General features: G+C 64.6%; 10 protein-coding genes and 1 pseudogene. 3 read left to right on the top strand and 8 right to left on the bottom strand.

Features of this window, described 5'->3' with window-relative positions:
* Window positions 1–2: 2 nt before the first annotated feature.
* The 8 genes from IAE37_RS03815 to tkt all read right to left on the bottom strand — a co-directional run bounded on the left by IAE37_RS03815 (window position 3) and on the right by tkt (window position 9101).
* Window positions 3–503 (bottom strand): M48 metallopeptidase family protein, encoded by a 501-nt coding sequence (locus IAE37_RS03815; RefSeq protein ID WP_201169438.1) that lies wholly within the window; start codon window positions 501–503, stop codon window positions 3–5.
* Between the two features lie 39 nt (window positions 504–542).
* A complete protein-coding gene (locus IAE37_RS03810; protein ID WP_201169435.1) occupies window positions 543–2663 on the bottom strand; it encodes a putative bifunctional diguanylate cyclase/phosphodiesterase in 2121 nt (706 codons plus the stop codon).
* 223 nt (window positions 2664–2886) lie between these two features.
* Window positions 2887–3951 (bottom strand): class II fructose-bisphosphate aldolase, encoded by a 1065-nt coding sequence (gene fba / locus IAE37_RS03805; RefSeq protein WP_201169432.1) that lies wholly within the window; start codon window positions 3949–3951, stop codon window positions 2887–2889.
* Between the two features lie 100 nt (window positions 3952–4051).
* A complete protein-coding gene (locus IAE37_RS03800) occupies window positions 4052–4381 on the bottom strand; it encodes an MliC family protein (RefSeq protein ID WP_201169428.1) in 330 nt (109 codons plus the stop codon).
* 80 nt (window positions 4382–4461) lie between these two features.
* Entirely contained in the window at window positions 4462–4677 is a 216-nt protein-coding gene (locus IAE37_RS03795) for a hypothetical protein (protein WP_201169425.1), read from the bottom strand.
* Window positions 4678–4709: 32 nt separating this feature from the next.
* On the bottom strand, window positions 4710–5873 hold the full coding sequence (locus IAE37_RS03790) for a phosphoglycerate kinase (protein WP_201169422.1): 1164 nt from the start codon (window positions 5871–5873) through the stop codon (window positions 4710–4712).
* Between the two features lie 12 nt (window positions 5874–5885).
* Window positions 5886–6947: an erythrose-4-phosphate dehydrogenase gene (gene epd, locus IAE37_RS03785; protein ID WP_201169419.1), complete on the bottom strand. Its 1062-nt coding sequence runs from the start codon at window positions 6945–6947 to the stop codon at window positions 5886–5888.
* A gap of 156 nt (window positions 6948–7103) precedes the next feature.
* The gene (tkt, locus tag IAE37_RS03780) at window positions 7104–9101 is read right to left on the bottom strand and encodes a transketolase (protein WP_201169416.1); all 1998 of its coding nucleotides are present in this window, start codon (window positions 9099–9101) and stop codon (window positions 7104–7106) included.
* 280 nt (window positions 9102–9381) lie between these two features.
* Here tkt and IAE37_RS03775 point away from each other — a divergent pair, with 280 nt between their 5' ends.
* The 3 genes and pseudogenes from IAE37_RS03775 to IAE37_RS03765 form a co-directional block, all read left to right on the top strand.
* A complete protein-coding gene (locus IAE37_RS03775; protein ID WP_201169414.1) occupies window positions 9382–10374 on the top strand; it encodes an ArsR/SmtB family transcription factor in 993 nt (330 codons plus the stop codon).
* Window positions 10375–10393: 19 nt separating this feature from the next.
* Complete coding sequence (gene metK / locus IAE37_RS03770; RefSeq protein WP_201169412.1) at window positions 10394–11584, top strand: methionine adenosyltransferase; 1191 nt, start codon at window positions 10394–10396, stop codon at window positions 11582–11584.
* Window positions 11585–11728: 144 nt separating this feature from the next.
* Window positions 11729–12795, top strand: a pseudogene (locus IAE37_RS03765) (NAD-dependent DNA ligase LigB); the annotation flags it as partial.

Below are 12795 nucleotides of genomic sequence, written 5' to 3'. Positions count from 1 at the left end.
CCTCAAGCGTTGCCCGGCAACTCCCGATAGGTCAGGTAGACGCGCAGGTCGAATTCCAGTTGGTGGTAGTCCGGCTCCATGTGCTGGCAGAGCTGGTAGAACGCCTTGTTGTGGTCTCGCTCGCGCAGGTGGGCCAGTTCGTGCACCACGATCATGCGCAGGAACTGCGGCGCGGCGTCCTTGAACAGCGAGGCGATGCGGATTTCCTTCTTGGCCTTGAGCTTGCCCCCCTGCACGCGTGACACCGCGGTGTTCAGGCCGAGGGCGCGGTGGGTAAGGTCCAGGCGGTTGTCGAACAGCACCTTGTCGAGGCTTGGCGCACTGCGCAGGTACTGCTGGCGCAGGCACTGGGCGTAGTCGTACAGCGCCCTGTCGCTCTGCACCTCATGGCGTTCGGAATACCGACGTTGCAGGTACTCGCCCAGGCGATCGCTGTCGATCATCTGGCGGACCTGCTCCTGGAGGTGCGGCGGGTAGGCTTGCAGGTAGCGTAAGACGGTCATGGCCTGGGATTCGTCGATAACAGACGCGAGTTTATCCAACTACAGGGCCGGCCAGGAGAAAATCGGCGCAAAGGCACCGGCGTCGGTCGCGGTCATCGGGTGGGCCACCAGAAACCCTTGTACATAGCCACAGCCATTGGCCTTGAGCCAAGCAGCCTGGGCCAGGGATTCCACACCCTCGGCGATCACCGTGATGCGGTACTCGTCGCACAGGGCAATGACGCTGCGCAGCAACGCCGCGTCCGGCGCCGAGTCCGGCAATCGCTCCACCAGGTGGCGGTCGAGCTTGAGGGTATCGATGGGCAGGTCGCGGATCATCCGCAACGAACAGTCGCCCGCGCCAAAATCATCCAGCGCCACGCGCACACCCAGCGCACGCAGGCGATGCACCTGCTTCACTGCGGCATCGATGTTGTACATCAGCGAGGTCTCGGCAATCTCCACTTCCAGTTGCGCCGGCACCAACCCGCAAGCCTCGATCACCTGGCGCAGTTCCTCGGCCAGGTTGGGCATGGTGAATTGCGCCCGACTCAGGCTTATCCCCAGCACCAGATCCGCGGGGAAACGCTCGCACCAGGCCTGGCGCTGCGCCGCGCCCTGCCGGTAGATCCAGCTGGCCAGGCGGCTGATCAGCCGCGCCTCTTCCAACAAGGGGATGAACAAACCAGGCGGCACGTCGCCGACACTGGGGTGGTTCCAACGCAACAGGGCCTCGAAGCCACGCACGCGACCATCGGCAAAGCCCACCTGCGGTTGATAGACCAGGCTGAACTCGCGCTGCTCGATGGCACTGCGCACGCTGGTCTCGAGCATCAGCCGAGAGCGGGCCCGGCCGTTGAGCTCCTGGTCATAGAAGCGGTACTGCTGGCGCCCAGCCTGCTTGGCGGCGTACATGGCAGCATCCGCGGCGCGCAGCAGGCCTTCGACAGTGGCGCCGCAATCAGGATAGGTGGCGATGCCGATACTGACCCCAAGGCTCAGGTCCAGGCCATTGACCTGTTGGCACACCGACATGCGCTCGAGCAGTTTTTCGGCAAAACGCCCGGCCTGTTCGGGATAAGGCAGGCCGTCGAACAACGCGGTGAACTCATCACCGCCCATGCGCGCCAGCAACGCCTCGCTGCCGAGGCAATCCTTGAGCTGTCCGGCCACCCAGCGCAACACGTGGTCGCCGGTCTCGTGGCCTAGCGAGTCATTGATCCGCTTGAAGCCGTCCAGGTCCATGTACATCAGTGCCTGGGCCTTCTCCGAACGTTCGTTGCGCAGCAGCACGCTTTCGGCTGCCTGGTAGAAACCGCGTCGATTGAGCAGGCCAGTCAGGGGGTCGGTCACCGCCTGGTATTCCAGCTGCTGGTGCAGGTTGCGCACCGCCGACATATCGAGCACGGTGACCACCATGGCGCGCTGCTCGGCCGGCAAAGGCGCGCAAGAGAGCGCCACCGGCACCAGTTGGCCGCCATGGGTGCGAAAGTGGGCGTCGTGCACACGGAAAATCTGCCTGGCCTGGTAGGCGCCATGGAAATCCGACTCGCTCCACGAGCCACCGCCGGGCACCGGCAACAGGTCCAGCAGTTGGGCGCCCTGGAGCTGCTCCACGGGCGTTTCCAGCAACCTGCAGATCGCCGGATTGGCAAAGCCGATGACACCTTGCTCATCGACCACCAGAATACCTTCGGCGGCGTTCTCCAGGATCGACGCATTGAAGGCCCGCGCCGCCTCCAGCTCACGGGTCAGCCGCTGCAGCCTGCGCCGGTTGCGCTGCTGGTCGAGCAGGGCCTGGACCTTGGGCTTGAGGATCTGCGGATCGAACGGCTTGAACAGGTAGTCCACCGCGCCACTGGCGTAGCCCTTGAGCACGGCGGCGTCGGATTGCTCGTTGGCGGTGAGGAAAATGATCGGGGTGAGCTGGGTGCGCTGGCTGCCGCGCATCAACCGGGCGACCTCGAAGCCGTCCATCTCCGGCATCTGTACGTCCAGCAATACCAGGTCGACCTCAAATTCGAGCAGCGCGCTCAGCGCTTCCATCCCCGAGCTTGCGGTGACGACCTGCCAATCCTGACGAGCCAACAGGGCCCGCATGCTGATGAGATTCTCGGGGTAATCGTCCACCACCAGAAGGACCGAGCGGTTTTCCGGGGGGAGAGAGTTGGCGCCATCCATGCTGCATCTCTTGTTAGATCGACTTCGACTTGCAATTGGATCCGATTGATTACTCTAGCGCTGGCCAGGAAACTCGCAACGCAAAGAAGTGGCCATCAGCCATCAATCATGAAACTAGCCGACTAACGGTCGAGTTGCCAACCCATGTGCACCCGACAGCTTCTTGCGGGCGAAAAAAACCCGCATCGCTGCGGGTTTTCTTGGGTTCGAGCGGCAACGCCGATCAGTTGACCTTGGCGGCCAGCTCACCCTTGGCGTAACGCTGGAACATGCCTTCCAGGGAGATCGGCTTGATCTTCGAGGCATTGCCGGCGGTGCCGAAGGCTTCGTAACGGGCGATGCACACGTCACGCATGGCCTTCACGGTCTCGGCGAAGAACTTGCGTGGGTCGAACTCGCTCGGGTGCTGGGCCATGTAGCGGCGGATGGCACCGGTCGAGGCCAGGCGCAGGTCGGTATCGATGTTGACCTTGCGCACGCCGTACTTGATGCCTTCGACGATTTCTTCGACCGGCACGCCGTAGGTTTCCTTGATCTGGCCACCGTACTCGTTGATGATCGCCAGCCAGTCCTGCGGCACCGAGGACGAACCGTGCATCACCAGATGGGTGTCGGGGATGCGCTTGTGGATTTCCTTGATACGGTCGATCGCCAGGATGTCACCGGTTGGCGGCTTGGTGAACTTGTAGGCGCCGTGGCTAGTGCCGATGGCGATAGCCAGGGCGTCGACCTGGGTCTTCTTGACGAAGTCGGCGGCCTCTTCCGGGTCGGTCAGCATCTGGCTGTGATCCAGGATGCCTTCGGCGCCGACGCCGTCTTCTTCGCCAGCCTGGCCGGTTTCCAGGCTACCCAGGCAGCCCAGCTCGCCTTCCACCGATACGCCGCAGGCGTGGGCGAATGCCACGGTCTGCTGGGTCACGCGGACGTTGTAGTCGTAGTCGGACGGGGTCTTGCCGTCCTCTTTCAGCGAGCCGTCCATCATCACCGAGCTGAAGCCCAGCTGGATGGAACGCTGGCACACGTCAGGGCTGGTGCCGTGGTCCTGGTGCATGCACACCGGGATGTGCGGGAATTCCTCGATGGCCGCCAGGATCAGGTGGCGCAGGAACGGCGCGCCGGCGTATTTGCGCGCACCGGCCGAGGCCTGGACGATGACCGGGGAGTCGGTCTTGTCGGCGGCTTCCATGATGGCGCGCATTTGCTCGAGGTTGTTGACGTTGAAAGCTGGAACGCCGTAACCGAACTCGGCGGCGTGGTCCAGCATCTGGCGCATGCTAATGAGTGCCATTGTGTATCTCTCTCCCGACAAGCGTCGTTTGTTTCGTGCAAGCCTGCCGCAGGGGCGGTTGCTGTTCAAGTAGTGTGGGCCATCAACGCGGCCCGGCCAGTCACGGTGCCTTGCAGCCCCGCCCAATCAGATCGTTGGTCGCCACCCAGTAGACCAGGCCTTCCTCACCCTTGGTGTGGAAGGCCAGCACGCCGTCGCTGTAAAGCGCGCCGGAAGCGCCCGGCTCGGCCTTGAGCCGATAGACCTGGTCGCCGCCGCCAAGGCGGACATCGACTGCGTCACGTTGCGTATCGGCGAAACGCCAGAGCACTTCGGCCTGGCTGTCGCAGACCCAGCGGGTCCAGTCGTCAGCCGGGGCTTCTGGCGCCGGCTGCAGCAGCGAGCATCCTGCCAGTGTCGCCAGGGCCATGGAGGCCATCAGCGCTTTCATCACATTACTCCGCTGGGGGGCTGAGGTGCGGCCCCTGTGTTCAAGACCACCAAATGCCGATTAGGTTGCCCGATTACCGATCAAGGGCAACCTGGGGCCTGCCGCTGGTGTTCTTCGTCGTACTTTTCCAGGCCCTCCGGGCCCACGCGCTTGTTGATCACCGGCACCGTCTCGGCCTGCCACTGCGACTGGTAGCAGCCCCCCTTGGGCGGCTGCGCCGGGTCGTCGGCGGAAGGGCTGCTGGAGCAGGCGCCCAGCAGACCGGCGGTGATCATCAAAGGCAATAGCTTGACCATCAGGTCGCTCCGTTTGCCAGGCGCTGTCATTTTCAGGCCTTGGCCCGCTCTTCCAGGATTGCCACGGCTGGCAGGACCTTGCCCTCGACGAATTCGAGGAACGCACCACCACCGGTAGAAATGTAGGAGATATCCTTGCCAACGCCATACTTGTCGATGGCAGCCAGGGTATCGCCACCACCGGCAATGGAGAACGCGGCGCTGTCGGCGATGGCCTTGGCCAGCACTTTGGTACCGTTGCCGAACTGATCGAACTCGAACACGCCGACCGGGCCGTTCCACAGGATGGTCTTCGACGACTTCAACAGTTCGGCGAAGTTGGCCGCGGTCTGCGGGCCGATGTCGAGGATCATGTCGTCATCCGCGACGTCGGCGATGGCCTTGACGGTCGCTGCGGCGCTCTCGGCGAATTCCTTGGCCACCACCACGTCGACCGGCAGCGGCACGCTGACCTTGGCGGCGATGGCCTTGGCGGTATCGACCAGGTCGGCTTCGTACAGCGACTTGCCGACCGGGTGACCGGCTGCGGCGAGGAAGGTGTTGGCGATACCGCCGCCGACGATCAGCTGGTCACACACCGAGCTCAGGCTGTTCAGCACATCCAGCTTGGTCGACACCTTGGAGCCGGCGACGATGGCCGCCATCGGCTTGGCCGGTGCCTTCAGGGCCTTGCCCAGGGCATCCAGCTCGGCAGCCAGCAGCGGGCCAGCAGCAGCGACCTTGGCGAACTTGGCGACACCATGGGTCGAGCCTTCGGCGCGGTGGGCGGTACCGAAGGCGTCCATGACGAACACATCGCACAGGCCGGCATACTGCTGCGCCAGCTCATCGGCGTTCTTCTTCTCGCCCTTGTTGAAACGCACGTTCTCGAACAGCACCAGGTCACCGGCCTTGACCTCGACACCGCTGAGGTAGTCCTGGATCAGCGGTACGTCGCGGCCCAGGGCCTTGCTCAGGTACTCGGCCACCGGCTTGAGGCTGTTCTCGGCCGAGAACTCGCCTTCGGTCGGGCGACCCAGGTGCGAGCAGACCATGACCGCCGCGCCCTTTTCCAGGGCCAGCTTGATGGTCGGCAGCGCGGCCAGGATACGCGCGTCGCTGGCGACCACGCCGTCCTTCACAGGTACGTTGAGGTCTTCGCGAATCAGTACGCGCTTACCTTGCAGGTCGAGGTCGGTCATCTTCAACACGGTCATGAATGCAGTCCTTCAGGGCTGTTTGGTGCGGGTTGGGTGAACGACGTGCAGGTAGTGCTGTGCAACGTCGAGCATACGGTTGGCGAACCCCCATTCGTTGTCGAACCAGGCCAGCAGGTTCACCAGGCGAGGGCCGGAAACGCGGGTCTGGCTGGCATCGACGATCGCCGAATGCGGGTCGTGGTTGAAATCACAGCTGGCATGCGGCAGCTCGGTATAGGCCAGCAGGCCTTTCAGCGGACCTTCCAGCGCAGCCTCGCGCAAGACCTGGTTCACTTCAGCGGCGTTGGTGTCGCGTGCGGTTTGCAGGGTGATGTCCAGGCACGAGACGTTGACGGTCGGCACGCGTACCGCTTTGGCCTGGATTCGCCCGGCAAGTTCCGGAAGCAGCCGTTCGATGCCGCGCGCCAGCCCCGTCGACACCGGTATCACCGACTGGAAGGCCGAGCGCGTGCGGCGTAGGTCTTCGTGGTGGTAGGCGTCGATCACCGGCTGGTCGTTCATGGCCGAGTGGATGGTGGTGATCTGCACGTATTCGATGCCGAACGCCTGATCCAGCACGCGCAACAGGGGCACGCCACAGTTGGTGGTGCAAGAGGCGTTGGACACCAGGCGCTCGCTGCCGCTCAGGCAATCCTGGTTGATGCCGTAGACCACCGTGGCGTCTACATCGGCCTCGCTGGCCATCGGCTGCGAGAACAGCACCCGCGGTGCGCCGGCATCGAGGAAGCGCTGGCCATCGGCACGGGTGTGGTAGGCGCCGGAGCACTCCAGCACCAGGTCGATGTCCAGGGCGGCCCAGTCGACGCCCTCAGGGGTGGCACTGCGCAACACCTTCACGCAGTCGCCATTGATGTGCAGGCAGTCGCCATCGACCTTCACCTCACCGGGAAAGCGCCCGTGGGTGGAGTCGAAGCGGGTCAGGTATTCGATGCTGGCCTGATCGGCCAGGTCATTCAATGCGACGATCTCGAAACCGGCCTTCGCCCCTCGCTCGAACAGTGCGCGCAGGACACAGCGGCCGATGCGGCCGTAACCGTTGAGTGCAACTTTGTAGGGACGCGGGTGGGGCATTCGGCGCTCACGAATCAGATCTATTGTCGTCAGCCTGCGATAGTGGAGGCGCCGCCCCTATTCGCGGGCAAGCCCGCTCCCACAGGGCCGCATGCAACCTCTGTGGGAGCGGGCTTGCCCGCGAATCAGGGACGACACCGCCCGCAGATCTTTACATCAGTCTTCCAGCAGCTCTTCGGCAGTACCCAGGATGTTCTCCAGGGTGAAGCCGAATTCCTCGAACAGCGCAGCGGCCGGAGCCGACTCACCGTAGGTGGTCATGCCGATGATACGACCTTCGAGGCCGACGTACTTGTACCAGAAGTCGGCATGGGCCGCTTCGATGGCGATGCGCGCACCGACTTCGACCGGCAGCACGGACTGCTTGTAGCCGGCGTCCTGGGCGTCGAACACGCTGGTGCATGGCATCGACACCACGCGGACCTTGCGGCCCTGCTCGGTCAGCTGGGCTTGCGCCTGAATGGCCAGGCCCACTTCGGAGCCGGTGGCGATCAGGATCAGCTCAGGCTCGCCAGCGCAGTCCTTGAGCACGTAGCCGCCGCGCTCGATGTCGGCGATCTGCTGGGCGTCGCGTGGCTGATGCTGCAGGTTCTGGCGCGAGAAGATCAGCGCCGATGGGCCGTCCTTGCGCTCCAGGGCATGCTTCCAGGACACGGCCGACTCGACCGCGTCGGCTGGGCGCCAGGTGTCCAGGTTCGGGGTGCTGCGCAGGCTGGTCAGCTGCTCGATCGGCTGGTGGGTCGGGCCGTCTTCGCCCAGGCCGATGGAGTCGTGGGTGTAGACGTGGATCACCCGCTGCTTCATCAGTGCCGACATGCGCACGGCGTTGCGGGCGTACTCCATGAACATCAGGAAGGTGGCGCCGTAAGGCACCAGGCCGCCGTGCAGAGCCACGCCGTTCATGATCGCGGTCATACCGAACTCACGCACGCCGTAGAACACGTAGTTGCCGCTGGCGTCATTGGCTTCGACGCCCTTGCAGCCTTTCCACAGGGTCAGGTTGGAACCTGCCAGGTCGGCCGAGCCGCCAAGGAACTCGGGCAGCATCGGGCCGAAGGCGTTCAGGGTGTTCTGGCTGGCCTTGCGGCTGGCGATGGTCTCACCCTTGGCGGCGACCTCATTGATGTAGGCCTGGGCCTTCTCGCTGAAGTCGGCCGGCAGCTCGCCGCTGTCACGGCGCTTGAATTCGGCAGCCAGCTCCGGGTAGGCCTTGGCGTAGGCTTCGAAACGCTGGTTCCAGTCGGCTTCGGCCTTGGCACCGGCGGCCTTGGCGTCCCACTCGGCGTAGATCTCGGCAGGCACTTCGAACGGGCCGTAGTTCCAGTTCAGTTCCTTGCGTGCCAGGGCGATTTCGTCGTTGCCCAGCGGCGCGCCGTGGCAGTCTTCCTTGCCCTGCTTGTTCGGCGAGCCGAAACCGATGATGGTCTTGCAGCAGATCAGGGTCGGACGGTCGCTCTTGCGCGCCGTCTCGATGGCCATCTTGATCTCGTCGGCATCGTGGCCGTTGACGTTGCGGATCACCTGCCAGTTGTAGGCTTCGAAACGCGCCGGGGTGTTGTCGGTGAACCAGCCGTGCACTTCGCCGTCGATGGAGATGCCGTTGTCGTCGTAGAAAGCGATCAGCTTGTTCAGGCCCAGGGTGCCGGCCAGCGAGGCGACTTCGTGGGAGATGCCTTCCATCATGCAGCCGTCGCCGAGGAACACGTAGGTGTTGTGGTCGACGATGGTGTGGCCTTCACGGTTGAACTGGGCCGCCAGGACCTTTTCCGCCAAGGCGAAGCCCACGGCGTTGGCGATACCCTGGCCGAGCGGGCCGGTGGTGGTCTCGACGCCTGGGGTGTAGCCGTATTCCGGGTGGCCCGGGGTGCGGCTGTGCAGTTGGCGGAACGCCTTGAGGTCGTCGATCGACAGGTCGTAGCCAGTCAGGTGCAGCAGCGAGTAGATCAGCATCGAGCCGTGGCCGTTGGACAGCACGAAGCGGTCGCGGTCGGCGAAATCGGGGTTGCTCGGGTTGTGCTTCAGATAGTCGCGCCAAAGCACTTCGGCGATATCCGCCATGCCCATGGGGGCACCTGGGTGGCCGCTGTTGGCCTTTTGCACGGCATCCATGCTGAGGGCACGAATGGCGTTGGCACGCTCACGACGGCTGGGCATCGCTAATCTCCTGGGGCTTGAATAGGTGGTGATACGAAAAAAGGCGGCCATTTTCGCCCACAGGCGGGCCTCTGGGCAATGACGTATGGTCGCAGTCGGGGGATTTTCCTGTGTTTCACGCACATTTCGACACAAAACCGCAAGGATCGTGCGGTTTTATCGCGTGCCAGAACCGCATTCGAGGCCAACCCTGTTTCGTTCGCTCCATTGATCGCCCAATATCAAAACTTTTTGATATTGGCCTTGCCGGGGGCACGTTGCCTGTCTAGACTGCCGCGTCATGAACCTCCGTGCGCAACCCGTCCTCCAGCAAAGCGACGCACTGGCCGCCCTGTGCAAGGCCAGTGGCGACGAGTTGCGCCTGAATGTCCTGCGCGCCCTGGCCAGCGACTCGTTCGGCGTGCTGGAGCTGGCGCAGATCTTCGACGTCGGCCAGTCGGGCATGAGCCACCACCTCAAGGTGCTGGCCCAGGCCGAGCTGGTGGCCACCCGCCGCGAGGGCAACGCCATCTTCTACCGCCGCGCCCTGCCCGACAGCCTGCGCCTGGGCGGCCGCCTGCACGCGGCGCTGCTCGAGGAAGTCGACGAACTGGCCCTGGCGGAAGACGTCCAGGCGCGGATCGCCCAGGTGCAGCAGCGCCGTGCCGCCACCAGCCAGGACTTTTTCCTGCGCGTCGAGGAAAAGTTCCGCGCCCAGCAAGACCTGATCGCCGGCCTCCCGCAATACCGCGAGAGCCTCCTGGCCCTGCTCGACAACCTGAGCTTCGCGCCGAGCGCCAGCGCCCTGGAAGTCGGCCCGGGTGACGGCGGCTTCCTCCCCGACCTGGCGCGCCGCTTCGCCCAGGTGACGGCGCTGGACAACAGCCCAACCATGCTCGAATTGGCGCGCCAGGTGTGCGAGCGCGAGGGCCTCGATAACGTAAACCTGCAGTTGGCCGATGCACTGGGTGCAACGGATGTGCAAGCCGACTGCGTTGTGCTGAACATGGTGCTGCACCATTTCAGCGACCCAGCCCTGGCCCTGCGCCTGCTGGCCAAACGGGTGGCGGCGGGCGGCAGCCTGCTGATCACCGAACTGTGCAGCCATGACCAGAGCTGGGCGCGGGATGCCTGCGGCGACCTCTGGCTGGGCTTCGAGCAGGACGAACTGGCCCGTTGGGCCAACGCAGCGGGGCTCGCCCCCGGGGACAGCCTCTATGTGGGCTTGCGTAACGGTTTCCAGATCCAGGTCCGCCATTTTCAGCGGACGGCTGGCGACACTCACCACCGGTAAATTTTAGGAACCCGTCGAGATGAGCGAATACTCCCTTTTCACCTCCGAGTCCGTGTCCGAAGGGCATCCGGACAAGATCGCCGACCAGATTTCCGACGCGGTCCTGGACGCCATCATCACCCAGGACAAGTACGCCCGCGTTGCCTGTGAAACCTTGGTCAAGACCGGTGTCGCCATCATCGCTGGCGAAGTCACCACCTCGGCCTGGGTCGACCTGGAAGAGCTGGTGCGCAAGGTCATCATCGACATCGGCTACAACAGCTCGGACGTCGGCTTCGATGGCGCCACCTGTGCCGTGATGAACATCATCGGCAAGCAGTCGGTGGACATCGCCCAAGGCGTCGACCGCTCCAAGCCGGAAGACCAGGGCGCAGGCGACCAGGGCCTGATGTTCGGCTACGCCAGCAACGAGACCGACGTGCTGATGCCGGCGCCGATCTGCTTCTCGCACCGACTGGTCGAGCGCCAGGCCGAAGCGCGCAAGTCCAAGCTGCTGCCGTGGCTGCGCCCGGATGCCAAGTCGCAGGTCACCTGCCGCTACGAGAACGGCAAGGTGGTCGGCATCGACGCGGTGGTGCTGTCGACCCAGCACAACCCCGAGGTCTCGCAGAAAGACCTGCAGGAAGCGGTCATGGAGCTGATCGTCAAGCACACCCTGCCGGCCGAGCTGCTGCACAAGGACACCCAGTACCACATCAACCCGACCGGCAACTTCATCATCGGCGGCCCAGTGGGCGACTGCGGCCTGACTGGCCGCAAGATCATCGTCGACTCCTACGGCGGCATGGCCCGCCACGGGGGCGGCGCGTTCTCCGGCAAGGACCCGTCCAAGGTCGACCGTTCCGCCGCCTATGCCGGCCGCTACGTGGCCAAGAACATCGTCGCCGCCGGCCTGGCCGAGCGCTGCGAGATCCAGGTGTCCTACGCCATCGGCGTGGCCCAGCCGACCTCCATCTCGATCAACACCTTCGGCACCGGCAAGGTCTCCGACGACAAGATCGTGCAGCTGGTCCGCGAGTGCTTCGACCTGCGTCCGTATGCCATCACCAACATGCTCGACCTGCTCCACCCGATGTACCAGGAAACCGCTGCCTACGGCCACTTCGGCCGTACCCCACAGCAGAAGACCGTCGGCGACGACACCTTCACCACGTTCACCTGGGAGCGCACCGACCGCGCCCAGTCGCTGCGTGACGCTGCCGGCCTGTAATTTTCCTACAGCGGCCTGAGAAAGCCCCTGCCGAGTAATCGGCAGGGGCTTTTTCATGACATATGGGCTGACAAAGCCGCCGAGGCAACACGCGAACAGCGGCCTAGGCTGAGGGTTTCACCTCGCCACGCAAGGATGCTGGCCATGCCGCTGCTTCTGCTGTTCAGCCTTTTCCTGGTGCTGCCGCTCGCCAGCGCCCAAGCCGCACGATGCCCCGAATGGACACCGGCATACGCCGAGACCGAGGCGGCGAAACTGCGCGAAACCCTGGCCGATTGGGACGACCAGTACCATCGCCTGGGCATCGCCCAGGTCTCTGATGAGCTATATGACCAGAGCCACCAGCGCCTGCAATACCTGCAACGGTGCTTCACCCTCGCCGGCGCGTTGCCGCCCCTGGCTACTGCAGCGGGGGCGGTCGCCCACCCAGTCATCCACACCGGCGTGGGCAAACTGCCCGACGCCAAGGCCGTCGAACGCTGGATGGCCGGCAAAACCGGCGTCTGGATCCAGCCGAAAGTCGATGGCGTGGCCGCCACCCTGGTCTACCGCCAGGGCCGCCTGGTGCGCCTGCTCAGCCGCGGCGACGGCACCCATGGCCATGATTGGAGCCGCCACATCGACGACCTCGGCAACCTCCCTGGTCAACTGCCGCAATCCCTGGATCTGGTGCTGCAGGGTGAGCTGTACCTACGCCTGCAGGGGCATGTCCAGGCCGAGGCCGGCGGCGCCAATGCCCGCGGCAGCGTGGCCGGGCTGCTGGCCCGCACACGCTTGGGCGCAGAGCAAGGCAGGCGCATCGGCCTGTTCGTCTGGGACTGGCCACAGGGCCCAGACAATCAGGCCGAGCGCCTGGCCAAACTGGCAGCGCTGGGCTTTGCCGACAGCCTGCGCTACAGCACGGCCATCGACACGCCGCAGCAGGCCGAGCACTGGCGCCAGCATTGGTACCGGTCCGCACTGCCCTTCGCCACCGACGGCGTGATCCTGCGCCAGGACAGCCGGCCACCGGCCAAGCGCTGGCAGGCCCGTGCGCCGTATTGGATCGCAGCGTGGAAGTACCCATTTTCCCAGGCACTGGCCGAAGTGCGCGACGTGGACTTTCGCATCGGTCGCACCGGGCAGGTCACACCGGTGCTGAAACTGGTGCCGGTGCAGCTGGACGATCGCCATATCAGCCAGGTCAGCCTGGGCTCCCTGGCGCGCTGGCA

Origin of the sequence: Pseudomonas sp. S31 (genome assembly GCF_016648105.1) — a bacterium.
GTDB lineage: Bacteria > Pseudomonadota > Gammaproteobacteria > Pseudomonadales > Pseudomonadaceae > Aquipseudomonas.
This window is presented reverse-complemented; position numbering and strand designations above follow the sequence as displayed.